This window comes from Agaribacter flavus, assembly GCF_042646125.1.
Lineage (GTDB): Bacteria > Pseudomonadota > Gammaproteobacteria > Enterobacterales > Alteromonadaceae > Glaciecola > Glaciecola flavus.
In genome coordinates, this window is sequence record NZ_JBHRSW010000007.1 from 1 (window position 1) to 24,862 (window position 24,862).

The window sequence follows — 24,862 nt, forward strand, 5'->3', positions numbered from 1 at the left end:
AAGTGAAAGGCACATTATCAAATCATTGCTGGGCGTTAACTAGGTGTAATTGTTTTGACTGACACGATACTTCGCTTAGTGATGGCGCATATACATATGATTTTGGTGTGTTAAATCAAGGCGACTTTTCTCTTCAAGTCAGAGTAGCTGGCACCACTATTGCGCAAAACGATTTCAGTGTTATCGAGTATGTACCACCGCCAGCTAGGCCTACCGGTGGTATGGCACCAAACAATGCTGGGGTTGGTCAGCCCTTTGTCATGCGCTGGTCTCCTGTAGAAGGTGCTGACTATTACAACGTCTTAGTGCAATCTGGTGACTCTGGTACACCACAACTTTCTCAGTGTCTGAATGTCCAACAAATGCGCTTCGTCAATGAGAATGTAGAGCGCTTTTCTTGCTTTTACGTTATCGAAGGCGGTTTTGATGAGGTCGTTTTCGATGGTTTTGTCTTGAGTATCAATGGCAAAGGCGTCGGCGAGTTGATAGAGAATTTGTCGATAGGTGTGCATGGTACGCGAGCAATTGACGACGCAGGTTTCTCGGGTATTGCCGAGTTGTTGCAAGTGCTCACGCAGGCAGGTTTTGCCAACGCCGGGCTCACCCAATATCACGGAGAAACCGCCTTGTTGTGCGTGGATTTGGATGATGTCGACAATCTGCTGTTGTTGGGGTAAGAGGTGTTTGCTGTCTTTTTGAAAGGGTAAGTGGGTAATGCCCCAGACGGTGTTTATCATGTTGTTTTTCCTTGTGCTCGGTCGGGTGTTATTGTGTGATGTCTCGGGGTAGCTTGGCGTTGTGGTGAAGATTTAACGGCAGTGCTTCGCCCATGCGGGTGTCATTAAAATAGACGATGAATTGATGTCGACTTTGTCGGTCATAGCGCACTTGAATGGTTTTACCTCGCAAAATCCACAGGGCATTCGTACTTGTGGTTGTTGATGGAGAAGACATTGACTTTGGAGACTTTACGGGTGTCTTCGACGTAAAAGACTTCATCGGTGACTTCATCATTGGGCAGGTAGACAATGCGTCGATAATCGAGGTTAAAGCGCGCCAGCGGGGTAATGCCAAGACTGCTGTGGAGGTGGTTGTTGTAGTCGTTTTCAATCCACGTTTGGGCGAGTTGATTTAGCGAAGCAAGTGAGTCAAATGCGGTATGACGCACTAAAAACCGGTCGCGAAAGCCTCTAAAGAAGCGGAAAAGAGCGCAGATTATGCAGAGAATAGAGTCACATTTACCAGTAAGGTAGAAACCATCCATGGTATGGCAACCAGCCGGGCCGTCCGCTGGCCCGTCGTTCAGACCTAAAATGGCTCCACGTTTTCGCCATTTTCGAGCGGTCTTCACCCTTAGCCGCTCCATCTCGAACAGGCGCATGGGTAAGGCGAATATCAAGACGCAAGCAGGCCTGATGGATTTCTTTGGCGGTGTAATTACTGCCATTGTCGAAGTACAAACGCTCAGGTTTGCCGCGTTTGTATAAAGCACTTCTAAAGGCATTTATCATATTCTTGGTATCATCGGCGTAGAAGCATTCACCGTGGGTAATGAGACGAGAGGCGTCATCAATGAAGGCGATAAAATACGTTTTCTTCCATGAGCCGTCTGCTTGCCTAATCGCAGGCCCATGCATCGTATCCCCTTGCCAAAGCTCATTGGCATGCAACATGGCAAAGGCCATTCTGAGTTTCTCGCATGCTTCAGGTTTAATCAGCTCATGCTCTCTAACAAAGTGGTAAAACGTGGTCGGCGCTAATTGGGCACGCGTAAAATAATTGCGCTCAAGTAAGACTTGATAGAGCACACTTTTAGGCAGTTTACCGACCTTATTCAAACTTAAACTGGGCAACACTTCAGTGATGGCTTCGGCAAGCTCGCTAACTTGGACTTTACGCTGTTTGGTTTTGTCTGAGCGCGTTTTTTTCTCCATGGTGGTAATGCCGTCTTTTTTATAGCGATACAGCCAGGTGCTGATGGTGCGCCATGTAAAGCGAAATTCGTGGTCGGTCTTAGGGCAAACAAAAGACTGTTGGCTGACATGGACAATGCGAGCGCGAATGGACGCACCGGGGGCAACGTCCACGGCCGCCAGTACTCGCAAGCGAACGTCAAGTGATGGAATGGGCATAAAATTTCTCCTGTGTTGAAAACACTCAGGAGACTAAAACACTGATTGATGCGCTAAAATGACAGAGGCTGTGGTATGACGATAAGGCGGGTATTTCCTATGACTCAGCGCTATTGATACGATAGGAATTTAGCAAAAAGCGTCATTAAAGGTCGTGTGATAGCCCCTTAATTCAGGCCATCGAGTGACACACTGTTTTAGCGTTGGCAGCAAGGTAGAGAGTCGTTTTGAGCGATATTGAGCCTTATTCTCATACTCCGTTTGACGACCGAACTGCGTTCGAAACGTGCCAATTTTTTTATATAACGCATTGAGCCAACGATAGGCTTGGCGTTGGGAATAATGGGGATGTTTAAGGGCATGATAATAAGCACGCTCAACAGTTTTACCTTGTATCAAGGCGCAAATAAACCGAAACAATGTGTCGAGCGCATACCGTCGTTTCGGCAGCATGGATGCTAGGTACAAGGCGATAGTTTTACCACACCCCTGTTTACCAAATCGAGCACAACAGACAATGCGTTTACCCCGCACTTCACCCGATTGGCTATAATTAAATCCATGAGAAACCCATTGGTCTGCGCATTGGCAATGTGGGCAGGGTTGATTGAAAAGTAGACTGTTAGAAGAAAGGGTGAAAAAGTTAAGCTCGGTAACGGTAGAATAAAATCGTTGCATGGTGGTTTCGTTAATAACAAAACGAAATATTCTACAGAGAAATTGGGTTTACCAAATTACTGAAAATGCCTAGAAATTTGTTATGACGATATTGTGGTAAAAAAAATGCCGATCGTTCGATGACAGTTTGGTAATTAACAACAAGCCTTACCAAAAGCACACAGTAAGGTGGGTGTTCCAATGTTTTCAAGGGATTACGATCATGTACATACCTAATATGCCCCCTACAGTCGCCAACGTAGAGAAGCACAATCTCACCATCATTGATTGTTTGGGCTACCACTATCAGCAAATTTATTCCTAAAATGAGTGTGGAATGTCAGGTACACAAGGAAATTCGTTATTATGTATAAAATATACTAATTTCAGGCTTGTTGAATCGCAGACCAATTGATGTTGTTTACGCGTTTTCCCGCAATATAAAATATTTTATCTTCGCCCTGCAGAGTCTCGCTAGAAGGAGGATTGACTTTTATTTTGTGTCTATCTTTACTTGAGGCATAGCCAATAAAAGTCGCATCGTATTCTTGTTTCAATTTGGAAAACAGCACGCCAGCATTCACATTTGTTACCTGGTCAGGTATTGTCGCCGAAAACTGCGCTTGTCCCTCGTACACGTCGAGAAGGTCGTGGTGCAGTAAACTAGAACCTGGGTCAAAGGCTGATTTTGCCAGCATTTCAACAGCTACGCTCGGCGTGCATTCGATTTCGGGGCAATGTTGTTTTAATAAGCCAACCAAACTCTCATCATCAAAATATGACACTTTGTGCGCTTTAGGGTTGCGTTGAGAACAGTAGAGTGAGGTGGTCATGGTCATATCGTCATGTGGATTGTCAATGATGATAATCGAGGCAGTTTCGACGCAAGCTCTGTCCATATCGTGATCCTGATTGAAAGAATCCACCTTGACAAAGGCGATATCCCCAGGCATTGGGTTTTCGATATCTGCACGTACACACAGGACTATTTCTGGGGTGCCGGGCACGTCTTCTCGTTCGATCAGCAATAATCTGAGCAATTGCTCGGTGCGTTTTCCATTCCACCCGATTAATAGTACATGATTTTTGAGGTTTAACGAGTGCATACCACGTGCTCCTTTTTGCCATTGTTTTCCCACCCAACTGGCTACTCGCCCGACGACAAGTGCAAAAATACTCAGACCGGTGGGAATTACGTATAGTGCGACGATCCACTTTCCTGCGTCGGTTGTCGGTGACATATCACCATATCCGACGGTTGACCCTGTCACAATTAGCCAATAAAAAAAGTCGACAAGGCCAAGCAGTTCAGTTTCTCCAGCAAGGAACAACAGGCACCATGAACTAAGAGAGTAAACGCCAAGCATTACCAAGATGGTGTACCACTTTATTTGAGTAAAGTAGCGAAGCATCAATTTTTTTACATTAGGCCAAATTAGCATTAAAAAGCGGATTATTGTTGTTTTATACCCAAATAATACTGATGAATTGCCTTTTTAACAATAAAAAAGCCCAGCTAAAGAACTGGGCAACAAGGGACACATCATAAGGAAAAAGTGAACAGGGAGAGGTCAAAATTCCTAACACCCATAGTAGATTAAATCTGTATAATACGCACCTGAATGTAAGTATGGGTGTATGGTTTTTCGTATATAAAAGTATACCTATCGATGTGAACGTCACACACGAAATTGTCGTATTGAACGACATTTGTTTAGCTGGAAATACATGAAAGTAACTGATTTTGATTTTGATTTACCTGAGCGCTTAATTGCTAAATACCCGACAGAAACCCGCACGGCCTCTAGAATGCTACATTTGGATGGAAAGTCAGGAAAAGTCAAAGATAAGCAATTTACCGATATCCTCGATTTGCTCGATCCCGGTGACCTGCTTATCTTTAATAATACGCGAGTGATCCCCGCTCGTTTGTTTGGCCACAAAGCAACAGGTGGAAAAGTCGAAGTGATGCTAGAGCGAGTATTGAATGACAATACAGCGCTAGCGCATGTAAAAGCAAGTAAATCACCTAAAGAAGGTTCAGTGATTACGTTGGAAGGTGGCTTGGAAGCGGAAGTTTTGGGTCGGGAGGGAGAACTTTTTCACCTTACTTTTAAAGCGGAAGAGAATGTTTTTGATTTGCTAGAACAATATGGGCATATGCCATTACCGCCCTATATTGACAGGCCAGACGAAGAAGCAGACAAAGAGCGCTACCAAACAGTCTACAACGAAAGACCGGGTGCGGTTGCGGCGCCAACGGCTGGTTTGCATTTTGACGACGATATACTGCAAGCGCTCAAACAAAAAGGCATAAATACCGCTTTTGTTACTTTACATGTCGGTGCAGGCACGTTTCAACCGGTAAGAGTAGATAATATTGAAGATCACCATATGCATGCAGAATATGCAGAAGTGAGTGCAGAAGTCGTCGAATTGATCAAGCAAACCAAAACAAACGGTAAACGCGTAATTGCCGTTGGTACAACCTCTGTTCGCTCTCTAGAGTCTGCGGCTCAAGCCAGCGATGACGTCATCGCGCCGTTTTTATCAGATACCAGTATCTTTATCTATCCAGGTTTTAAATTTAAAGTGATCGATGCGATGTTAACTAATTTTCACCTACCTCAATCGACGCTAATAATGCTAATTAGCGCGTTTGCAGGGCGAGAGCACGTGCTCCATGCTTATCAACATGCAATTGAAAAAGCGTATCGCTTTTTTAGTTACGGTGATGCAATGTTTATTGAAAAAGCCTAACGCGAACTGATGCCATATCTTTATGATTTTTGCTATACTCTCGCGCAATTTTGCAACAAGCAGGCTGCGCATTGGCGTATGCATTGATACTCAAGAGTATTTCAATGAAGTTTAAGTTATTAAATACAGTCGGTTTAGCTCGGCGCGGGCAGTTGGTTTTTGATCGCGGTGTGGTCGAAACCCCCGCATTTATGCCAGTAGGGACGTATGGCACGGTAAAAGGCATGACACCGGAAGAGCTGGAGGATACAGGGGCGCATATTTGTTTGGGGAACACCTTTCACCTCATGCTTAGGCCTGGTACCGAAATTATCAAGTCACACGGCGATTTGCACGATTTCATGCATTGGGATAAACCAATCCTGACGGATTCTGGTGGCTTTCAGGTATTTTCCCTAGGCGATTTACGTAAAATCAGTGAAGAAGGTGTGACCTTTCGATCACCGATTAATGGTGAAAAAATTCTACTCACCCCTGAAAAGTCTATGCAGGTACAACGAGACTTAGGCTCTGATATTGTTATGATCTTTGACGAATGTACGCCATTCCCTGCGACAAAGGACGAAGCGCGCGTATCCATGCAATTATCCCTTCGTTGGGCTAAACGCAGCAAAGCGGCGCATGAAGGCAATACCTCAGCCTTATTTGGCATTATCCAAGGTGGTATGTATGAAGACTTGCGTGATGAGTCTCTAGAGGGTCTAGAAAGCATTGACTTTGATGGTTATGCCATTGGTGGTTTGTCGGTCGGCGAACCAAAAGAAGACATGATGCGCATAGTAAAATACACTGCGCCCAAAATTAATCCGCAAAAACCACGTTATTTAATGGGCGTGGGTAAGCCCGAAGATATTGTTGAATCAGTGCGTCGCGGCATAGATATGTTCGATTGTGTGATGCCAACCCGTAATGCTCGTAACGGCCACTTGTTCGTTACTGAAGGGGTTATCAAAATTCGCAATGCCAAGCATAAGACCGACACTCGTCCCTTGGATGAAAATTGCGACTGTTACACTTGTAAAAATTATTCTCGGTCATACTTACATCACTTAGATAAATGTAATGAGATACTGGGTGCTCGTCTTAATACCATTCACAATCTGAGATATTATCAGCGAGTAATGGAAGGCTTAAGAGATGCGATAGAGCAAAATCAGCTCGATGATTTTGTCGCTGATTTTTATGCGAAAAAAGGGCTACCTGTGCCATCGCTAGACGACTAGCTAACAAAAATTAACATACAAAAAATATAAAAGGACATCCTTATGAGTTTTTTCATTTCTTCTGCACATGCTCAAGAAGCGGGGGCTTCAGGCGCTGGTTTTGGGTTTGAGCCTTTAATCATGCTCGCTGTTTTCGGCTTGATTTTTTATTTTCTGCTTTACAGACCGCAAGCAAAACGCGTAAAAGAACACAAAAACATGGTCTCTGCTTTGAGCAAAGGCGACGAGGTGCTCACCCAAGGTGGTTTGGTTGGTAAAATTACTAAAATCGCTGATGATAAAGATTTCTTGGAAATAATGTTGAACGAAAGTAACAACATCATGATTCAAAAATCAGCTATCAGTGCAGTGCTGCCAAAAGGCACAATGAAATCAATTTAATGTATATCGTGCTTTAACTAAAACAGTGTATAGGTTAAGGCACGCCAATAGGATAGTATTGTGTTAAATAAAACGCCTCTCTGGAAGTACTTTACCGTCATTTTCATGCTGCTTCTTTGTGGCTTATATGCCTTGCCAAATTTGTATGGTGAGGACAATGCCGTGCAAATATCATCGAGTCGTAATGCTGTTGTCTCTTCAGAAATGATTGAAGATATTAGTGCACATTTGGATGCTGCGAGTATTCCCTTCAAGCGAATTGATTTCAAAGATGATAGGATTTTAGTTCGAGTCAATGATTCTGACTCCCAACTACTCGCGCGCGAATCATTAGAGAACCTTTTAGGCGACGACTATTTTGTCGCTATGAACTTGGCTCCCGATACGCCAGCTTGGCTCGAAAATTTGGGGGCGGCGCCGATGAAGTTGGGATTGGATTTGCGGGGTGGTGTTCACTTTTTAATGGAAGTGGACATGAAAAGCGCAATAGAAAAATCCCTAGATGGCGCAAAATCAGATTTGGAAACTCGCCTCAGAGAAGAAAAACTGCGTTATCGCGGTATTCGGGTAGTCGGGGATGATTTGGAAATAGCATTTCGCAGTGCTGATGTGCTCGAAAGTGCGCAGTTCTATTTGCGTAATAACTACGGCGAAATGACCTTTTCAGAAAAAGATGATTTAACCTTACGCGCGACTTATACCCCTCAACGCCTTACAGAATTGCGTGATTATGCAGTCAAACAAAATATCACGATTATTCGTAACCGAGTCAATCAACTGGGCGTAGCCGAGCCGTTGGTTCAAAAGCAAGGGCAAGAGCGCATCGTTGTGCAATTACCAGGGATTCAAGATACAGCTAAAGCAAAGGAAATATTAAACGCCACAGCTACGCTTGAATTTCGTTTAGTGGATTTAGAAGGTGACGTTTCTAGCGCCGTGCGTGGCAGAGTGCCACCCCGCTCTAAACTGCTTTATACCCGAGACGGGCAACCGTATTTGTTGAAAAAAGATGTGATGCTAGAAGGTAGTCATATTGTCGATGCAAATAACAGTACCGACGAGAACGGCTTTCCACAGGTCAATATCGACCTAGACGGCAAGGGCGGCAGCCTCATGTCAAAAGGCACCAAAAACAATGTCGGAAAACCTATGGCAACCGTCTTTATTGAGTATGAAGCAACAGACAAAGAAGATGCAGAAGGCCGCACTATTTTTGAAAAGAAAGAAGAAATAATCAACGTCGCCACCATTCAAGCGCAATTAGGTAGTTCGTTTAGGATCACTGGCATTGACAGTGTGGCAGAAGCGCGAGATTTATCTTTGCTTTTACGTGCAGGTGCACTTATTGCGCCAATACAAATTGTGGAAGAGCGAACCGTTGGCCCAAGTTTAGGTAAAGAAAACATTGAGTTAGGGCAAACGGCAATTATTTACGGTTTGATTGCTGTATTGGTATTCATGCTGATTTACTATCGTGCTTTTGGTGTTGTAGCTAACATTGCGCTCGTGGTAAACGTGGTGATGATCATTGGTATTATGTCGATGGTACCTGGTGCGACACTAACCTTGCCTGGTATGGCTGGGATCGTCCTAACAGTGGGGATGGCAGTTGATGCCAACGTCCTGATATTTGAGCGAATTAGAGAAGAAATCAGAGAGGGGAGAAGTCCTCAACAAGCCATTCATTTTGGTTATGACAATGCATTTTCGACGATATTGGATGCTAATATAACGACGTTCATTGCAGGTCTTATCCTTTTCGCAGTGGGTACAGGGCCAATTAAAGGTTTTTCTATTACGTTGATGATTGGCATCGTAACCTCTATGTTTACTGCAATATTAGTTACCCGTGTACTGGTTAATGCCGTTTGGGGCGGCCGTCGTGTAGAAAAACTGGCGATTTAAGGACGCAAAATTATGGCTTTCCAAATACTAAAATTAAAAGAAACTGTGAGTTTCATGAAAATACGCATACCTGCGTTGTTTTTCTCGGCAGTCTTAATTATTGGTTCTTTAAGCTCACTTGTTATCAATCAATTGAACTGGGGCTTGGATTTTACCGGCGGTACAGTTATTCAGATGAACTATCCGCAGGGCGCGAACTTAGAAAACGTGCGTCTTGAGCTAAGCGCAGCCGGCTTTGAAAATGCTGTGGTGCAGAACTTTGGTAGTAGTCAAGAAGTACTGATTCGAGTTGCACCTCAAGACGATCTAGCGCCTGAAAAAATTGGTGACATTGTCGTTGCAGCCTTGCAAGCCAAGGATAGCACTGCGACTATGCAACGGATCGAATTCGTTGGTCCCAACGTTGGAGAGGAGTTAACAGAGCAGGGGGGCTTGGCTATGCTGGTTGCACTGATCTGTATTCTTATCTATGTCGCTATGCGCTTTGAATGGCGCTTTGCACTTGGCTCCGTGGCGGCATTGGCGCACGATGTTATTATTACACTTGGCTTATTTTCAGTCTTGCAACTAGAGTTTGATTTAACTGTGCTCGCGGCGCTTTTAGCTGTGATAGGGTATTCTCTGAACGACACCATTGTTGTATCTGACAGGATCAGAGAGAATTTCCGTAAGGTGAGAAAAGGCTCGCCAGAAGAAATAATCAACATTTCACTCACGCAGACCCTGAATAGAACAATCGTCACTTCATTGACAACCATTCTTGTATTGCTCGCCTTATTCTTTAAAGGTGGTGCACTTATTCATGGGTTTGCAACTGCCTTGTTGATGGGGGTATTTATTGGTACTTACTCATCGGTTTACATCGCAAGTGCGGTAGCTCTGGCTTTAGGGATAAGTAAAGAAGATCTTATGCCGCCAGAAGTAGAAAAAGAAGGCGCAGATTTAGAGCCTCTTTAGCCAAGGATTAAAACGGTGTAGTTGTTGTCTCTCAATACACCGTTTGCCTTATCTAATATTGCAAATAGCCTATTACTGCAAATAACCTTCTAAAGTATTTTTAAGCGCAAAGCTTTATAAAAAACCTGCTTTTTTAATACTTAAGTAAGTGTTGATTAAACTTGACGTGAGTCCTGAGGCTTCGGTTTGAATACAAATAACGCCTTGGTGTTGTAGCTTTTTGATGTTGTGCTGAATATTTCGCAAAAGAATCGTAGACGATGCATAGGTTAGTGCCTCATCTAGCTCATCAATAGCGTGTTTCTCAATATCCTGATAAATTGGTTCTTGAATGCTGATTACAGCAACTAGATGCTTGTCTTGTAAGAGCTTGACTGCACTTAGCAGCTCGTCAAAGTCCTCATCTCTCAAACAACTGACCAAAAGTACCAAGGAGCGTTTGCCATGTTTTAACATTAGCTCTTGTGAAGCGCCTATATAGTCACTTGATATGGTGTCGGGATACAAGTCATAAAAATGATGTAGCATACGGCTGACATTTTGTACGCCTTTTACTTGGTTGAGCCAACGAGTCTGGCTACCGAAGGATTGAATGCTTAGCTTGTCACCATTCTTTAAGGCTGTGAACGAGAGCAGAATCAAGGCATTCAATGCATGCTCAAAGTAGCTTAAGTCGTCATCCTGCACTCGCATGCGCCTGCCGGCATCCAACATGATAAGGATGTGTTGATTTTTTTCTTCTTGAAACTCTTTCGATATAAGCTTGTTAAATCGACTACTGGCTCGCCAATCGACTTGACGTAAGGCTTCTCCTTCGCGGTAGTCTCTTAACTGTAAAAAATCCATCCCTGCGCCGCGCATGTTGTATTTTTTCAGTCCTGATTGTCGTAAGTTAAGGTTACCATTCAAGCCGCTCAGGTCAGTGATGGCAGAAAAATTTGGATATACTTTATGTTCACTGGGATATGGCTTAAACCACGTGAGTTGCCACAGGCCGATGAACGAACCAACGCGGAGATAAGTGCCACCGATAGTGGCGGCGCCACGCTTTTGTGGCGTGACAAAATAACTCAGTTCACATTCTTCATTGGCTTGCAAAGTAACATATGCTGTTTCGGTGACAAGCTGCCAATGGTCAGGGGTTTTTTCTTTCCACCAGAACGATAAAGGCGCATCACTGCGGTTGGCAAAAGCAAACTTTACAGCCGTGTTTTGGTAGAGCGATAGTATTTCACTTAGATCTCTTTTTAGTGCTATTTGCGGCGCCTTTCTGGACATCACCCAATCACTTAGCGCGACCAATACCAACAAAACGCCAAAAGCGAACGGCAAAAACTGCCAGTATTGCGAATTGTTAAGGCTATCAAGCCATGGTAAGAATACGGTACTGAGCAGGACTATGGCTGCTATTTTTAAAAATAGCGGTGATGGCCTGACTGAGCTAAGGCTCACTTGCGCGGTACTTCAATTGTATTGCTTAGTTCGTCGAGTACATCGTCTATCTGTACTCCCGCAATTTCTTTTTCTGCGGACAAGTTTACGCGGTGCCGGAGAACGCAGTTTATCATGCTCTTTACATGATCAGGGGTGACAAAACCTAAGCCTTCAAACAATGCGGCGACTTTAGCTGCTTGTATAAGCGCAATACTTGCTCGCACGCCTGCACCTCTTGTTAGGCCTTGCCATTGTCTTGTTGCTCTTACTATACTTACCGCATACGCGACCAGTTCAGGATCAACGATAACCGCTTCCATAGCACGACGAATAGTTGTTAATGTCTCGGCACTCATCACCGTTTCTATTTCAGCTTGCTGCGCACCTGAGCGTTTACTTGCAATCTGCTGAGTGAGTAAAATTTCATCTTGCTCATCAGGGTAGTCAATCACGAGCTTCATCATAAAACGATCCAGCTCAGCTTCAGGCAGAGGGTAGGTACCTTCGTTATCAATGGGGTTTTGGGTCGCTAGCACCATAAAAGGTGATCCTACTTTAAAGGCCTCTCCATCGATAGTGACTTGTTGTTCTTGCATTACTTCTAAAAGTGCAGCCTGTGTTTTGGCTGGTGCTCGATTGATTTCATCTGCGAGCAACAAGTTTGTAAACACAGGGCCTTTTTTCACGATGAAATCCCCTGTTTTCATGTTTACCATGGTGTGCCCTGTCACATCGGCAGGCATTAAATCAGGTGTAAATTGAACACGCTTGTGATCAAGGGAAATACTTTTTGCTAACAAGCGGACTAAGAGTGTTTTACCTAAACCGGGCACGCCCTCAAGTAAAACATGCCCCCCTGCAATAAAAGCAATGATAACTTGTTCGACTACTTGACGTTGTCCTACTAACTCTAGTTCTATATTGTCAATCAGTTGTGATATGGCTTGTTTTACGTATTCTAATTGTTCTTGTGGTAGTTCGTTCATAAAATCTTCCTGAGTTGCTGTAGCCCTTGCATTAGGTGAATAAATTTTTTCTCGTTAAGAGCATGCGCTTGAAACAGATAGTAGTGAATTTTTTCCTCTGGCAATGCAGAAGAATGACTCAGTATTTTAATTATTTTCTCCTCACTCTTATTAGCCAAAGAAAAGCGCTTGTGGTAGGCTTCTATTGTCTGTTGCCGCACTTCACTCAGCAATTTGTCAGCTTGCTTGTTTGACCAATAAAACTGCCCTGAAGCTCGAATGTGTTCAGAAAAGCTTGTTGAAATTGATTGTTCATCTGTACGCACTGCACCAAAACGCGTAGCCTTAAACCATAATATCAATAGTAGTAACAAGGAGAGTATCCAGTAGAATGCAGGTGAATAGCTTGCAATTATTTGATACCACATCTGCGCGTCGTCAGCAGTGAAAACAAACACTTTTCCGGCATTGCGCATTAGTTCGTGTGCCAAAAAGACATTGTCAGCATAATCAATCTGCCAGTTGTTCCATATGAATACGTCAGTCAGTATGGAAATTGTGCCATCACCTAAGGCGAGTTTGTAATAGGTTGGATAAGCTTTATCGGCGTCTTGTTTTGCGCTGAAGGCATCGATAATAGCGTAGTCTGCTCGAGTGTATTTATTCTGCGTATCATTGTTTTCTAGTTTGATATAAATACTTTGCTCTAAGTCAATTTCCATTTGCCCATATGTTGGTGAATCGATAGTCGTGAACACGTCATCGTAGGCATGGTAATTTTGTTCATCTATAAATACTGCACTGGCTCCCAGTTTTTTCATCAGGGTATTTGTACTAAACGTACTTTCCGTATAGTTTGTGCCGAGTCCGATGATCAGTGTTCCTCCACTATTTACCCAGGCAATAATTTGTGAGGACAAAGAATCTGGTAGTGCAATTTCGGCTTGGGTAATTATCACTATGTCTTGGTGATTCGGCGAAAAATCCTGATCAGAAAATAGCTGGTTAATATTGTTCGAACTTACGAGTCGCAGACCATAATTTTGTAAATGTTTATCTAGAGCTAGGTACTCTTGCTCATATACCTCATCTCCGAAACCTCGATATTCCTCCTCTTCGTAAGTTTCGATATTTGCATACAAAAAAGCACCAAAAACAACAATTAATAAAGCTACCAAACTATCTTTGAGGCTGATACGTTTCATTTGGCTACCCCTTGTTCGAGGGGAGGGTGATCCGAGTTTGATGAAGATACAAAAAGCGCCGAAAACTCTGTATTCAATTTCCGCAGAGCTTGTTCATCTGGTAGTTGGTGTGCCCATGCCATTTTCATCCATGCGTGAAACAATCTATGCATGTACGCATAAGTCGAAGCGCTGCTTGATGATTTTATTGCTTGCAGGCATTCGTTTTCGGTCATGCTGCGTGTAATACGCACGTTTGCTTGACTCAAATGGGTTAGGCTGGCTCTTAACAATAAAGACAATGCAAATCTATACTCGCCTTTTGCTATTGCGTCGTGAATTGCAGCGCTAATATCGGTTGGCAATTTGTCAGTGAATTTACTGGAAATGAATGTAGGAAGCTCAAGGGGGGGATTCTCGCTAGTGGGCACACTGAAAAATTGCGAAATATTTTGCCAATTGCGATACAAAATATAAGAAAACGTAAAGATAAATACAAACCACATTATGATTTCTAGAGAATTAGCCAGTGTTGCTCCAATTTTTGCCCATTTGCTAAAGTCAAAGTCACTGTCGTCTTTTGCATCTGACTCTTTGCGTTTCCATCGATAATTTGTCACTGTCTCTTTACCGCCAAAGGGAGGGGCTTCCATCAATGTTGTCAAAGAAGATTTAATTTCCTCTCGCTTAGTACCTTGCGCTTCGCTAAATTTTGGCGCTTCATTTTGTGTATCAAGCGTATTTTCGTCGGAAGTATCTTGTGCCATTGCCGACTGGCCAAATAAGCCATGATTTGAAAAGGTGAGTAGGCAAAATGTGATAACTAAGGCTTTTATCGATTTACTGCCCACAGAGTTTGTGTTTTTTCCAAGTGTACTTTCTTGTAGATTAGCTTGTTGGCGCCATTTTTTAAATCCTAACTCAATATCCCAAGCTTCCAGATGAACACGGCGATTTAAGTAGGCGATGAATCCACCCGAAACATAAAATGGTGCGACGATAGCAGCGCCTACAAACATAGAAAGGTTTTGTGCAATCAATTCAGTCGTTGAGGCATAGTCCATATTGAAGAACAAAATCGTGTCTGAAAACTCTTGGGGTAGCAACATATTTAATGTTACTAAAAAAGCAAGCGCGATAAAAAACTCCCAGTGAATACAACATATTGTCCACCATGCGGTGTTGTTGTCTTTACTCGAATGGAGTACTTTCAGTCTTTTCGATCGCATTTCTCCTGTTAACTTTTCCAGTAATAGTACAGCAAGGTCAAAACTTCGAGAGGGCGCCAATCTCCGAATTGTTAAACTCGACAAGCACATCGGTTTGATTTGTGAGGGTAGAGCTTTTAGCAAGTGCATGAAACTGGGTCTTGAGGCGAATACTGCATGACTCAAAAAATACAATTGTCCGCGTTCGTAAATTGGTTTGCACAACCAAAAAATAAGCCAACCGTACATTAAGTTAATCAGGCAACTGATAATGAAAATAGGCAAAGCGGGTACTATCCAGATAAGCAGTAATTTTAGGTAGTGCTTGATTGCCACTCGACAACCTAAGTCAAAGCTTTGCCAACTTGTCTTAGCCTCGACACTGACGGCGAGTTTATCGAGTTGCATTGTTACCTCGTCTGAACACAAAGCTTAGAATCCATACCCAGCAAAGCCCACCCACAATATATTTTATGTACGCGGGTATGGTTTGGCTACTCGACCAAAATGCTTCAACGAATGCAGCTAGTACAAGTAATATGAAACAGCCAATGACTACTGAAAAAGTGCGTTTACCCGCTAATTTAAGTGATGCTAGACGACTATACTCACCGGGTGCTATTAAGTGTTTGCCCATCACCCCGCCCGCTGCACCAGAGAGAACTATGGCGGTGAGTTCGAAAGCGCCGTGAGTGACAACGAAAGAAAAGAAAGTTATGTTGTAATCAATGTTCACAATATGACCACTGATAGCACCAAAAAATAATGCGTTATAGACTAGGTAAAACAAGCTGCCAAGGCCGAGTAAAATTCCTCCTACAAAGCACTGAAAGGCAATAGATATATTGTTTCTTATGTAGTGCCCAAACATCAAGAAATCTGAGTCGGACGGTCGTTCTTTTGCAAAATGTGATGAGTTTGGGTTATACATGCGTTCGATAGACGAAATGGTGCCACTATCAACAAATATGTTAGCATTCTCAGGTTGCAGCGTGACAATTGCAAATGCAGTGATTGCTGGGCCATAAAACAATATATGTGCCCAAATGACGTAGAGACGTATATCAATTAAGCCTTGTTTAAAATTTTTAGTAAAAAAACGAACAATTGAGCCAAGTACACGATTACTGGGTTTGTACAAACGTGATTGACCCAAAAGCAATAAAGCATTTAACTGTTGGATGAGGTCGGGACTATACTGTCGAGCTTTTGCGGTAGCTAAATCATGGCAAATTTGCCGGTACATTTTGGGTAGATCAAAGTCATTCACCAGCTTGTCTTGAAGCGCGAGCTTTTCGAATAACACCCAATTCTCTTTGTTTTTTGCAATGAAGTCATGCTGCTTCATAGTCTACCCACCAAAACTGCAGCAATGGTTTTGATTTTATCTACCGCTTCTTGACCATTTGCGTTAATAATAGGTGATAAATGCTCTGCTAATTCTATTTTTCGTGCCTCACTTAACAAGCTTTCCCGTTCAGCAAAAGAAATAATTTGGCCTTGTTGTTCAGTGGTCATCGACGGCATATCTATTTGAGTATTTTGAAAGTCAAACTCCGCTATTTCATATTTGGGTTCGGTGTAAACCACGGTGGTACCAGCTACAACATCGCCCAGGCGTTTACACTGAGAATTAAGTAACATACTTATCGCCCCAGCAAGGTAACAAAATGGTAAAAAGTCAATGAACCGAAATAAATTTCGGGTAAGTGAACCTGCAAAAGAAATGGGTAAACCGCTATCATAAACCACTCTGAGTTTAAACAGCATTTTCCCTGGTGTGGCACCTTTAAAAATTTCAAACAGTACGGGGTAAAACCATTCCACAACAAATAAAGCGATGAAAAACAGACCCACACCAAAATCGCCAAAAGCATTAAATACCAGTAAGGTGCCGACGGCGATGAGTGCCCGAAAAAATAAATCTAGCGTGAATGCATAGGTACGCACAGCAATGCCCGCTGGCACCATGCTAATGTCGATACCTTCGGCAGTTTCAACGGTAATTTGATTGTTTATCATTTGGTGGTAAGACTCACTACTCAATCCCTGTCTTTGAGTCCGGTGAACGTCTATGAATAACATTTATCCATAAAAAGCCAACAGAAGCAAAAGCCCCTTTTTATTGCCGTCATTTACCATCTTGCAAAGCAATAATCTTTTGCTGACCTTAACATGGAGTCGCAATACTTTTCAATGCGTTGTAAATGCTGCAAAATTGCCAACCAAAGGTCAACAGACCCTAATAGTTACTCAACTGTTGATGAATACTGGATGGCAACTCAGCAAGCAGCTTAACTCACAAAAGGCGCTCTATTGGATAGGGGAGCTTGAGTAAAAAAGCGGAGTATGCAATCGTCCAGTACTCCGCATATTGAGGTCATGTGTATGGGAATTTATTTTAGGACTTTTACCAAGTTTTGAACGACCTTGGGGCTACCCGCAACAATACCATTTGCTGAGCCAGGGGCTTGCAACTCCGCATAAAACGGGTCATTGTTACCAGCATAGTCGGTATTCAATCCGCCTGATTCGCGCACTAACAATTCACCCGCTGCCATATCCCAAGCTTTTAGTCCTTTCTCGAAATAACCATCATATCTACCCGCTGCTACATACGCTAGATCAAGTGCAGCTGATCCCATTCGACGTACATCACCGCATAGTTTGAATACTTCTGAAAACTTAGCGGAAGCTTCGGGGAACTGCTCTTTGTTTTTAAATGGAAATGCGGTAGCGATGACCGTCTCTGACAAATCTTTGGGCTTCGATGCACGAATACGGTAGCCATTCAGTTGTGCGCCAGCGCCCTTAGAGGCGGTAAATAGTTCACCTCTAATTGGATCGAATACAACCGCTTGATCGAGTTTTCCCTTATTTAAGAGCGCGATACTCACAGCAAAATGAGGGATACCTCGGATAAAATTAGTGGTACCGTCCAGTGGATCTATGACCCAGGTAAATTCGGGATCGTTGGTGATACTGCCTCCCTCTTCACCCACAAAAGAATGATTGGGGTAAGACTGCTGAATCTTTGCAATAATCGCGGATTCGGCTTCGCGATCAATCTTGGTCACATAATCACTGGTGCCTTTTTGTTGGATTTGCAGATCATCAAGATTTTCAAATCCGCGCGAAATTATATTTCCTGCAGCACGTGCAGCACGTACGGCTATGTTCAGCATAGGATGCATAAAAATACCACCAAATTGTAGAAAGAACGAGAACGTGTTCTCTAAGCACGAGAAACGCGCGAAGTTTAACAGAACGTGCCGTGTAGTGGAAGAAAATCTCTTTTGTGATATATTACGCGCCGATTTTAGCGCAGCAGGTCAAATTTCATGCTTGAAAACATTCGTATTGTACTCGTAAATACCTCTCACACGGGAAATATTGGCTCTGCGGCTCGCGCGATGAAAACCATGGGGTTGTCGTCGCTTTATCTAGTGGATCCGGTTTCTGCTCCTGATGGTAAAAGTAGTGCGTTGGCAGCGGGTGCGGGTGATGTGCTAGCCAGTGCAGTGACGGTAAAAACACTTCAAGAAGCGATACAAGGCTGTGCTTTAGTGGTAGGAACATCTGCTCGATCGCGCACTTTGTCTTGGCCAATGCTAAGTGCACGCGAGTGCGGTGCTAAATTAATTCAGGAAGTGTCACAATCCCCTGTTGCTCTGGTATTTGGTAGAGAGGCAAGTGGCTTGACTAATGAAGAATTGCAGCTGTGCAATTTTCATGTGTGTATCGACGCAAACCCAGAGTATAGCTCTCTAAATCTAGCCGCTGCAGTGCAAACACTTTGTTACGAGATACGGATGAACTACTTGGATGAGCGAGCGAAGCAGTTTCCTGAACAAACTTTACCTGAGTATCCATTTACTGAAGAAGTCGAAAGATTTTACGAGCACCTTGAAAGTACTTTGTCTAATACAGGGTTTATACGTGAAAACCACCCAGGGATAATCATGACAAGATTGCGCCGTTTGTTTAATCGAGCTCGACCTGATGCCAGAGAAATTAACATCTTGCGTGGAATGTTAGCGTCAATCGATAAACTGAGTGAAAAAGAAGAGTAAGACATGTTTGGTCATATAAAAGAAGATATCCGAAGTGTTTTTCATCGTGACCCTGCGGCTAAAAATAGTCTAGAAGTCATATTAAATTATCCGGGGTTGCATGCGGTTTGGATACATCGTTTAAGCCATAAGCTCTGGCAAAAAAAACTCACTTGGTTAGCGCGTATATTGTCAACCATGGCTCGCTTTATTACAGGGATAGAAATTCACCCAGGGGCATCTTTGGGGCGGCGAGTTTTCATTGACCACGGTATGGGCGTGGTAATTGGCGAGACCGCAATTGTTGGCGATGATGTGACTTTGTATCACGGTGTCACGCTTGGAGGTACGACTTGGAATAAAGGGAAGCGTCACCCCACATTAAAGAATAGTGCTGTGGTCGGTGCGGGCGCAAAAATATTAGGGCCAATTATTATCGGTGAGAATGCGCGAATTGGCTCTAACTCAGTCGTTGTCAAAGACGTGCCCGATAATGCTACCTGTGTGGGTATTCCAGGTCGTATTATTCAACAGCAAACGAAAGACAACGAGAGTGATTCACGGCGTGTTGAAATCGCCAAAAAATATGGTTTCGATGCATACGCTGTCTCAGAAGATAACCCAGACCCAGTGGCAAATGCCATGGGCATTTTATTGGAACACGTGCATTTAATGGACAAAAAAGTCGAAGAAATGTGTGCGGTCATTCAGTCCTTAGGTGGTGATGTATGTACAGACAAACTACCCCATATTAGTGCTAAGGACTTTGAACAAACAGGCATTTCACCGGTGTTGAGAAAGGCGCAAGTTGAGGCCTTCGATCCACATATTTGAGCTGATTCGAAATAACCTAGTAAAATAGTCAAGTAAATACTTGACAAATTTACTCAGGTAATTACACTTCGTAGCACATTTGAATATAGGCGAAGTGATATATGAAATTAACCTCGAAAGGACGCTACGCAGTAACAGCCATGCTAGATGTGGCCTTACATGCACAGCGGGGGCCCGTGCCGCTAGCAGATATTTCTGAGCGTCAAGCAATATCGCTTTCCTATTTAGAACAGTTATTTGCGCGTTTGAGAAAACATGATCTTGTCTCGAGTGTCAGAGGGCCAGGAGGTGGTTATCAACTGGGTAGAGATGCTTGGGAAATCGCAGTTGGTCAAGTGATTTCAGCAGTCGACGAAAGTGTCGATGCTACTCGTTGCAACGGCAGCTCAGACTGTCAGGGCGGAGAAAGGTGTTTAACGCACAGCCTTTGGCAAGATTTGAGTGATCGTATCACTAAGTTCTTAAATGAAATTACGCTTGGCGAGCTCATGAGTAAAGGCGAAGTGTTAAGCGTTGCTGACAGACAAGATAAATCAGCAAAAAAGATAGTGAATGACATTGAAATTAGTATGCAACTTTAAGCGGAGTTATTGATGAGCGATATACAATTACCAATCTACTTAGACTATGCCTCAACAACACCTGTTGATCCGCGAGTCGTAGAAAAGATGAAAGAATGCTTATCCTTAGAGGGAAACTTCGGTAACCCAGCATCCCGCTCACACAAATTTGGCTGGATTGCGGAAGAAGCGGTAGACATTGCACGCAATCAAGTTGCGGAACTCGTGAATGCCGACCCGCGTGAAATCGTTTTTACCTCCGGTGCTACAGAGTCTAACAACCTAGCAATAAAAGGCGCTGCACACTTTTATCAAAAACGCGGTAAGCACATTATAACCTTAAAAACTGAGCATAAAGCGGTATTGGATGCCACTCGACAGTTAGAAAGAGAAGGTTTTGAGGTGACCTATTTAGCGCCAGAGAAAAACGGCTTGGTCGATCTCGAAAAGCTGAAGTCAGCGATGCGCGATGACACAATATTAGTCAGTATCATGCATGTAAACAATGAGATTGGCGTTATCCAAGACATTGCGACAATTGGCGAGTTGTGCCGAGAAAACAAAATTGTATTTCATGTAGACGCTGCACAAAGTACCGGTAAAGTGCCGATTGATTTGCAAGTACTTAAAGTTGATTTAATGTCTTTTTCTGCCCATAAAACGTATGGCCCCAAAGGTATTGGCGCGTTGTTTGTGCGCAGAAAACCGCGCATCCGTATTGAAGCGCAAATGCATGGTGGTGGACATGAACGTGGCATGCGTTCAGGGACATTGGCAACACATCAAATAGTTGGTATGGGCGAAGCATTTCGCATTGCTAAAGAAGAGATGGGCGCTGAAAATGAGCGCATCAAGATGCTAAGAGACAAGCTCTGGAACGGCATCAAAGATATGGAAGAAGTATACCTAAATGGTGATGCCGAGAGACGTGTAGCGGGTAGTTTAAATGTGAGCTTTAACTACGTGGAAGGCGAGAGTCTTATTATGGCGCTTAAAGATATGGCAGTGTCTTCTGGTTCAGCTTGTACCTCCGCCAGTCTTGAACCTTCATATGTGTTACGAGCACTGGGCATGAATGACGAATTAGCACACAGTTCTATTCGTTTTAGTATTGGCAGATTTACGACTGAAGCAGAAATTGAGCATGTCATCAATGTGGTACAAGACGCTATTGTCAAGTTACGTGAGATGTCTCCGCTTTGGGATATGTTTAAAGATGGTGTTGATTTAGATTCAGTTGAGTGGGCGCACCACTAACTACTTACCAGTTTGATATTAGAGGCAAAGTAAAATGGCTTACAGCGAAAAAGTAATAGATCACTACGAAAACCCACGCAATGTCGGTGCTTTTGATAAGAATGACCCTACGGTTGCGACTGGTATGGTCGGCGCGCCAGCTTGCGGTGATGTGATGCGTCTTCAACTCAAAATTAATGATGATGGCGTCATCGAAGATGCGAAATTTAAGACCTATGGATGTGGTTCTGCTATCGCTTCTAGCTCGCTTGTGACTGAGTGGGTGAAAGGAAAGTCGATTGACGAAGCGACAACGATCACTAACACTGATATCGCACAAGAGCTGGCTTTACCACCAGTCAAAATTCACTGCTCTATTCTTGCTGAAGACGCAATTAAAGCAGCAGTAAATGACTACAAGAGTAAGCAAAATAGTTAGTGTCGAGCTTATATCTTGACTGCTAGCAAAACAATAATCGGAGTGTAGTATTTTGGCCATCACAGTGACAGAAGCAGCGGCAAATAGAGCCAAAACCTTTCTGCAAAATAGGGGCAAAGGTCTCGGACTCAGGTTGGGTGTAAAGACCACGGGTTGTTCAGGCTTAGCTTATGTCTTGGAATTTGTTGATGAGTTGAGTGAGGGTGATGAAGTATTTGAAGATAATGGCATAAAAGTCATCGTTGATGGTAAAAGCCTTGCCTATCTTGACGGTACCCAATTGGATTTTGCAAAAGAGGGCTTAAATGAAGGTTTCCAGTTTAACAACCCAAATGTCTCTGGCGAATGCGGTTGTGGTGAGAGCTTCAACGTTTAAGGTGTAACTTAACTCTCTTTTCTCGAATATATCGCCATTCACAATACCAAATTACTTGCATGTGAATGGCGTTTTTGTCTTTAAACAGCCTTGTGGCCTAGCATAGTGTAGAGCGTGTTAATATGAGGCCTAAAGTACTAGCCAAACTCTATTTGCAATCATATGACTAATTACTTCACTTTATTCAATATTCCTGTCGACTTTAATGTTGATTTAGTGGCATTAAAAAGCAAATACCAAACGCTGCAAAAATTGACCCATCCCGATAGATTTGTAAATGCCAGCGATCAAGAAAAGCGCCTGTACATGCAAAAAAATGCGCAAATCAATGACGCTTATCATGTATTGACATCACCGGTGAAACGGGGTGAACACATTTTGCAGGTTAGAGGTTTCTCCTTGGTGGATGAAAATGCCACGCTGGGCGATAACAGCTTTCTCATGCAGCAGATGTTACTGCGCGAACAACTTCAAGATGCTCATGATGCTGAGTCGTTTTCAAATTTTGAACTAGAGCTGACACAGATTACTGCAGACTTGTGCGAACAAGTTGAGACAGCATTAGCTGAATCAAATGACAATGGAAACAAAAAAGCGGCGGATGCCCTGACAAAATTAAAGTTTCTCATTAAACTTTCTTCTGAAGCTGATGCTCGCCGAGAGCAAATTTTAACATAGGATTTTTAATGGCTTTATTGCAAATTGCTGAACCGGGACAAACGGCAGCGCCACACGAGCGTAAAATTGGTATCGGTATTGATTTAGGCACTACGAACTCGTTGGTCTCTGTGGTAAGAAGTGGACGTTGCGAAACCTTGCCAGATGCTAAAGGTCAACATCTTTTACCGTCCGTCGTGCAGTACACCGAAAGTGGAAAAGTCGTAGGCGAAGCCGCAAAACTACAAGCAGCATCAGACTCAACAAATACAATAGTGTCCGTTAAGCGTTTTATGGGGCGCAGTGTAGAGGATGTACTCTCCACTTGGCATAAGCTGCCTTATAAGTTTGTGTCCTCTACGGGTAATCCCGTATTTAGCACTGCGCAAGGTAACAAAAATCCCATACAAATATCTTCAGATATACTTGCCTGCCTAAAATCCCGCGCTGAGTCGTCAATGGGGGATGAGTTAACGGGAGCCGTAATTACCGTACCGGCCTACTTCGATGATGCTCAAAGGCAGAGTACGAAAGACGCAGCACAACTGGCAGGGCTAAATGTATTGCGTTTACTTAACGAACCAACAGCGGCGGCGATTGCGTATGGCTTGGATCATGAAGAAGAGGGCTGTATTGCCGTATATGATCTGGGTGGCGGCACCTTTGATGTCTCTATTTTAAACTTAAATAAAGGTGTGTTTGAAGTGTTGGCTACAGGTGGTGATACTGCACTGGGTGGAGATGACTTTGATTTAGCCATAGCTGAATACGCTGCCGAAGAACTTAATTTGCAAGAAGAGTCCATGGCCTCACATCGCATTTTTATGGACAGTGCAAAACAAGTGAAAGAAGCGCTTAGTCAAGCTGATATCGCTAATTTTTCTCTAGAGCTCGACGGTACGACCTATAGTTTAGAAATAAGTAAAGCCAAGTTTGAACAGCTCATAACTGCACAATTGCAAAAGAGTATTAAAATTTGTCAAAAAGCCTTATTGGATGCCAAGTTAAAAAAATCGGATATTACACAAGTGGTAATGGTAGGTGGATCAACACGTGTGCCATATGTACGAAGAATGGTCGGCGAATTTTTTGAGTCTGAGCCGCTCACGTCAATTGATCCGGATAAAGTGGTGGCTATTGGTGCCGGTATTCAGGCTGATATATTGGTCGGTAACAAACCCGACAACGATATGCTATTACTCGATGTGCTGCCTCTGTCTTTGGGTATCGAAACTATGGGGGGCTTGGTCGAAAAGATTATCCCTCGCAACACAACTATACCCGTTGCACGTGCACAAGAGTTTACGACATTTAAAGATGGACAAACGGCAATGATGATTCATGTCTTGCAAGGTGAAAGAGAATTAGTCGATGATTGCCGCTCTTTGGCCAAGTTTAACCTGACGGATATGCCTGCAATGGCAGCGGGTGCTGCACATATTCGCGTCACCTTTCAAGTAGATGCCGATGGCTTGTTAAGTGTGACAGCAATGGAAAAGTCAACCGGTGTCCAAGCTCAAATTCAAGTCAAACCTTCATATGGTCTGGAAGAATCAGAAGTGCTTGCTATGTTGTCCGCATCTATGACGCATGCAAAAGAAGACATGCAAGCAAGAATGCTGAAAGAACAGCAGGTGGAAGCGCAACGTGTTATTGAGGCAATTGAGTCGGCGCTTGCAACTGATGGAGAAGCTTTGCTAGCGCCCAAGGAGAGAGAGGAGATAGACCAAGCTCTCACCTCACTTGCAACATCGATGCAAGGCGCTGATACTGAGAATATCAAACAAGCGATTGAAAACCTTGACCAAGTTAGTCAAACCTTTGCTAGTCGTCGGATGGATAAGTCCATAAGAGAGGCTTTATCTGGACAATCGGTTAGCGACTTATAAACCATCAGTGAAT

The 24,862-nt window shown here is 43.4% G+C and carries 25 protein-coding genes; 14 read left to right on the forward strand and 11 right to left on the reverse strand.

What is annotated here, in order from left to right; genetic code table 11:
- Nucleotides 1–302: 302 nt before the first annotated feature.
- Entirely contained in the window at nucleotides 303–737 is a 435-nt protein-coding gene (locus tag ACFOHL_RS05745) for an AAA family ATPase (RefSeq protein WP_376919253.1), read from the reverse strand.
- Between the two features lie 155 nt (nucleotides 738–892).
- Here ACFOHL_RS05745 and ACFOHL_RS05750 point away from each other — a divergent pair, with 155 nt between their 5' ends.
- Nucleotides 893–1,135 carry a hypothetical protein gene (locus ACFOHL_RS05750; RefSeq protein WP_376919254.1) on the forward strand — a complete coding sequence of 81 codons (243 nt, stop codon included), beginning with the start codon at nucleotides 893–895 and terminating at the stop codon, nucleotides 1,133–1,135.
- 103 nt (nucleotides 1,136–1,238) lie between these two features.
- Here the strand turns inward: ACFOHL_RS05750 and ACFOHL_RS05755 are convergent, their stop codons facing one another.
- The 3 genes from ACFOHL_RS05755 to ACFOHL_RS05765 all read right to left on the reverse strand — a co-directional run bounded on the left by ACFOHL_RS05755 (nucleotide 1,239) and on the right by ACFOHL_RS05765 (nucleotide 4,231).
- A complete protein-coding gene (locus tag ACFOHL_RS05755) occupies nucleotides 1,239–2,132 on the reverse strand; it encodes a DDE-type integrase/transposase/recombinase (RefSeq protein ID WP_376919255.1) in 894 nt (297 codons plus the stop codon).
- 129 nt (nucleotides 2,133–2,261) lie between these two features.
- Nucleotides 2,262–2,810: a hypothetical protein gene (locus ACFOHL_RS05760; RefSeq protein WP_376919256.1), complete on the reverse strand. Its 549-nt coding sequence runs from the start codon at nucleotides 2,808–2,810 to the stop codon at nucleotides 2,262–2,264.
- Between the two features lie 365 nt (nucleotides 2,811–3,175).
- Nucleotides 3,176–4,231 (reverse strand): potassium channel protein, encoded by a 1,056-nt coding sequence (locus tag ACFOHL_RS05765; protein ID WP_376919257.1) that lies wholly within the window; start codon nucleotides 4,229–4,231, stop codon nucleotides 3,176–3,178.
- Between the two features lie 286 nt (nucleotides 4,232–4,517).
- Here ACFOHL_RS05765 and queA point away from each other — a divergent pair, with 286 nt between their 5' ends.
- The 5 genes from queA (at nucleotide 4,518) to secF (ending at nucleotide 10,015) form a co-directional block, all read left to right on the forward strand.
- A complete protein-coding gene (gene queA / locus ACFOHL_RS05770; RefSeq protein ID WP_376919258.1) occupies nucleotides 4,518–5,549 on the forward strand; it encodes a tRNA preQ1(34) S-adenosylmethionine ribosyltransferase-isomerase QueA in 1,032 nt (343 codons plus the stop codon).
- Nucleotides 5,550–5,653: 104 nt separating this feature from the next.
- Nucleotides 5,654–6,772 carry a tRNA guanosine(34) transglycosylase Tgt gene (gene tgt / locus ACFOHL_RS05775; protein WP_376919259.1) on the forward strand — a complete coding sequence of 373 codons (1,119 nt, stop codon included), beginning with the start codon at nucleotides 5,654–5,656 and terminating at the stop codon, nucleotides 6,770–6,772.
- Nucleotides 6,773–6,814: 42 nt separating this feature from the next.
- Nucleotides 6,815–7,153 carry a preprotein translocase subunit YajC gene (yajC, locus tag ACFOHL_RS05780; protein ID WP_376919260.1) on the forward strand — a complete coding sequence of 113 codons (339 nt, stop codon included), beginning with the start codon at nucleotides 6,815–6,817 and terminating at the stop codon, nucleotides 7,151–7,153.
- Nucleotides 7,154–7,213: 60 nt separating this feature from the next.
- Nucleotides 7,214–9,058 (forward strand): protein translocase subunit SecD, encoded by a 1,845-nt coding sequence (gene secD, locus ACFOHL_RS05785; RefSeq protein WP_376919261.1) that lies wholly within the window; start codon nucleotides 7,214–7,216, stop codon nucleotides 9,056–9,058.
- Nucleotides 9,059–9,070: 12 nt separating this feature from the next.
- Nucleotides 9,071–10,015, forward strand: a complete 945-nt coding sequence (secF, locus tag ACFOHL_RS05790) for a protein translocase subunit SecF (RefSeq protein ID WP_376919262.1) — start codon at nucleotides 9,071–9,073, stop codon at nucleotides 10,013–10,015.
- A 114-nt stretch (nucleotides 10,016–10,129) separates the two neighbouring features.
- Here the strand turns inward: secF and ACFOHL_RS05795 are convergent, their stop codons facing one another.
- The 7 genes from ACFOHL_RS05795 to suhB form a co-directional block, all read right to left on the reverse strand.
- A complete protein-coding gene (locus ACFOHL_RS05795) occupies nucleotides 10,130–11,467 on the reverse strand; it encodes a DUF58 domain-containing protein (protein ID WP_376919263.1) in 1,338 nt (445 codons plus the stop codon).
- On the reverse strand, nucleotides 11,464–12,435 hold the full coding sequence (locus ACFOHL_RS05800; protein ID WP_376919264.1) for an AAA family ATPase: 972 nt from the start codon (nucleotides 12,433–12,435) through the stop codon (nucleotides 11,464–11,466). The genes ACFOHL_RS05795 and ACFOHL_RS05800 overlap by 4 nt, the downstream gene beginning before the upstream one ends.
- A complete protein-coding gene (locus ACFOHL_RS05805) occupies nucleotides 12,432–13,619 on the reverse strand; it encodes a hypothetical protein (protein WP_376919265.1) in 1,188 nt (395 codons plus the stop codon). Before ACFOHL_RS05805 ends, ACFOHL_RS05800 begins: the two co-directional genes overlap by 4 nt.
- Entirely contained in the window at nucleotides 13,616–15,214 is a 1,599-nt protein-coding gene (locus tag ACFOHL_RS05810; protein WP_376919266.1) for a hypothetical protein, read from the reverse strand. Before ACFOHL_RS05810 ends, ACFOHL_RS05805 begins: the two co-directional genes overlap by 4 nt.
- Entirely contained in the window at nucleotides 15,201–16,154 is a 954-nt protein-coding gene (locus ACFOHL_RS05815) for a stage II sporulation protein M (protein ID WP_376919267.1), read from the reverse strand. The genes ACFOHL_RS05810 and ACFOHL_RS05815 overlap by 14 nt, the downstream gene beginning before the upstream one ends.
- Nucleotides 16,151–16,852 carry an RDD family protein gene (locus tag ACFOHL_RS05820; RefSeq protein WP_376919268.1) on the reverse strand — a complete coding sequence of 234 codons (702 nt, stop codon included), beginning with the start codon at nucleotides 16,850–16,852 and terminating at the stop codon, nucleotides 16,151–16,153. Before ACFOHL_RS05820 ends, ACFOHL_RS05815 begins: the two co-directional genes overlap by 4 nt.
- Before the next feature lie 350 nt (nucleotides 16,853–17,202).
- A complete protein-coding gene (gene suhB / locus ACFOHL_RS05825; protein ID WP_376919269.1) occupies nucleotides 17,203–18,000 on the reverse strand; it encodes an inositol-1-monophosphatase in 798 nt (265 codons plus the stop codon).
- A 147-nt stretch (nucleotides 18,001–18,147) separates the two neighbouring features.
- Between suhB and trmJ the strand changes: the two genes are divergently transcribed.
- From trmJ to hscA, 8 genes are all read left to right on the forward strand, one after another.
- Nucleotides 18,148–18,879 carry a tRNA (cytosine(32)/uridine(32)-2'-O)-methyltransferase TrmJ gene (gene trmJ, locus ACFOHL_RS05830; protein WP_376919270.1) on the forward strand — a complete coding sequence of 244 codons (732 nt, stop codon included), beginning with the start codon at nucleotides 18,148–18,150 and terminating at the stop codon, nucleotides 18,877–18,879.
- A gap of 3 nt (nucleotides 18,880–18,882) precedes the next feature.
- Nucleotides 18,883–19,692, forward strand: a complete 810-nt coding sequence (gene cysE / locus ACFOHL_RS05835; protein ID WP_376919271.1) for a serine O-acetyltransferase — start codon at nucleotides 18,883–18,885, stop codon at nucleotides 19,690–19,692.
- Nucleotides 19,693–19,793: 101 nt separating this feature from the next.
- Nucleotides 19,794–20,273: a Fe-S cluster assembly transcriptional regulator IscR gene (gene iscR / locus ACFOHL_RS05840; protein WP_376919272.1), complete on the forward strand. Its 480-nt coding sequence runs from the start codon at nucleotides 19,794–19,796 to the stop codon at nucleotides 20,271–20,273.
- A gap of 12 nt (nucleotides 20,274–20,285) precedes the next feature.
- Nucleotides 20,286–21,509 (forward strand): IscS subfamily cysteine desulfurase, encoded by a 1,224-nt coding sequence (locus ACFOHL_RS05845; RefSeq protein ID WP_376919273.1) that lies wholly within the window; start codon nucleotides 20,286–20,288, stop codon nucleotides 21,507–21,509.
- A 34-nt stretch (nucleotides 21,510–21,543) separates the two neighbouring features.
- On the forward strand, nucleotides 21,544–21,927 hold the full coding sequence (gene iscU, locus ACFOHL_RS05850; protein WP_376919274.1) for a Fe-S cluster assembly scaffold IscU: 384 nt from the start codon (nucleotides 21,544–21,546) through the stop codon (nucleotides 21,925–21,927).
- A 52-nt stretch (nucleotides 21,928–21,979) separates the two neighbouring features.
- Nucleotides 21,980–22,303 carry an iron-sulfur cluster assembly protein IscA gene (iscA, locus tag ACFOHL_RS05855; protein WP_376919275.1) on the forward strand — a complete coding sequence of 108 codons (324 nt, stop codon included), beginning with the start codon at nucleotides 21,980–21,982 and terminating at the stop codon, nucleotides 22,301–22,303.
- Between the two features lie 162 nt (nucleotides 22,304–22,465).
- Nucleotides 22,466–22,981, forward strand: coding sequence for a Fe-S protein assembly co-chaperone HscB (hscB, locus tag ACFOHL_RS05860; protein WP_376919276.1), 516 nt, complete (start codon nucleotides 22,466–22,468; stop codon nucleotides 22,979–22,981).
- Between the two features lie 8 nt (nucleotides 22,982–22,989).
- Nucleotides 22,990–24,849 (forward strand): Fe-S protein assembly chaperone HscA, encoded by a 1,860-nt coding sequence (hscA, locus tag ACFOHL_RS05865; RefSeq protein ID WP_376919277.1) that lies wholly within the window; start codon nucleotides 22,990–22,992, stop codon nucleotides 24,847–24,849.
- Nucleotides 24,850–24,862 lie beyond the last annotated feature (13 nt).

Excerpts from the sequence above, each read along its gene's own strand:
- ACFOHL_RS05755 (WP_376919255.1), bottom strand. The coding sequence starts at position 2,132 with ATGCCCATTCCATCACTTGACGTTCGCTTGCGAGTACTGGCGGCCGTG.
- ACFOHL_RS05765 (WP_376919257.1), bottom strand. The coding sequence starts at position 4,231 with ATGCTAATTTGGCCTAATGTAAAAAAATTGATGCTTCGCTACTTTACT.
- suhB (WP_376919269.1), bottom strand. The coding sequence starts at position 18,000 with ATGCATCCTATGCTGAACATAGCCGTACGTGCTGCACGTGCTGCAGGA.
- hscB (WP_376919276.1), top strand. The coding sequence starts at position 22,466 with ATGACTAATTACTTCACTTTATTCAATATTCCTGTCGACTTTAATGTT.
- iscR (WP_376919272.1), top strand. The coding sequence starts at position 19,794 with ATGAAATTAACCTCGAAAGGACGCTACGCAGTAACAGCCATGCTAGAT.
- trmJ (WP_376919270.1), top strand. The coding sequence starts at position 18,148 with ATGCTTGAAAACATTCGTATTGTACTCGTAAATACCTCTCACACGGGA.
- ACFOHL_RS05760 (WP_376919256.1), bottom strand. The coding sequence starts at position 2,810 with ATGCAACGATTTTATTCTACCGTTACCGAGCTTAACTTTTTCACCCTT.
- ACFOHL_RS05845 (WP_376919273.1), top strand. The coding sequence starts at position 20,286 with ATGAGCGATATACAATTACCAATCTACTTAGACTATGCCTCAACAACA.
- hscA (WP_376919277.1), top strand. The coding sequence starts at position 22,990 with ATGGCTTTATTGCAAATTGCTGAACCGGGACAAACGGCAGCGCCACAC.
- ACFOHL_RS05815 (WP_376919267.1), bottom strand. The coding sequence starts at position 16,154 with ATGAAGCAGCATGACTTCATTGCAAAAAACAAAGAGAATTGGGTGTTA.
- ACFOHL_RS05800 (WP_376919264.1), bottom strand. The coding sequence starts at position 12,435 with ATGAACGAACTACCACAAGAACAATTAGAATACGTAAAACAAGCCATA.
- iscU (WP_376919274.1), top strand. The coding sequence starts at position 21,544 with ATGGCTTACAGCGAAAAAGTAATAGATCACTACGAAAACCCACGCAAT.
- yajC (WP_376919260.1), top strand. The coding sequence starts at position 6,815 with ATGAGTTTTTTCATTTCTTCTGCACATGCTCAAGAAGCGGGGGCTTCA.
- ACFOHL_RS05750 (WP_376919254.1), top strand. The coding sequence starts at position 893 with ATGGTTTTACCTCGCAAAATCCACAGGGCATTCGTACTTGTGGTTGTT.
- ACFOHL_RS05805 (WP_376919265.1), bottom strand. The coding sequence starts at position 13,619 with ATGAAACGTATCAGCCTCAAAGATAGTTTGGTAGCTTTATTAATTGTT.
- secF (WP_376919262.1), top strand. The coding sequence starts at position 9,071 with ATGGCTTTCCAAATACTAAAATTAAAAGAAACTGTGAGTTTCATGAAA.
- ACFOHL_RS05810 (WP_376919266.1), bottom strand. The coding sequence starts at position 15,214 with ATGCAACTCGATAAACTCGCCGTCAGTGTCGAGGCTAAGACAAGTTGG.
- tgt (WP_376919259.1), top strand. The coding sequence starts at position 5,654 with ATGAAGTTTAAGTTATTAAATACAGTCGGTTTAGCTCGGCGCGGGCAG.
- cysE (WP_376919271.1), top strand. The coding sequence starts at position 18,883 with ATGTTTGGTCATATAAAAGAAGATATCCGAAGTGTTTTTCATCGTGAC.
- ACFOHL_RS05745 (WP_376919253.1), bottom strand. The coding sequence starts at position 737 with ATGATAAACACCGTCTGGGGCATTACCCACTTACCCTTTCAAAAAGAC.
- queA (WP_376919258.1), top strand. The coding sequence starts at position 4,518 with ATGAAAGTAACTGATTTTGATTTTGATTTACCTGAGCGCTTAATTGCT.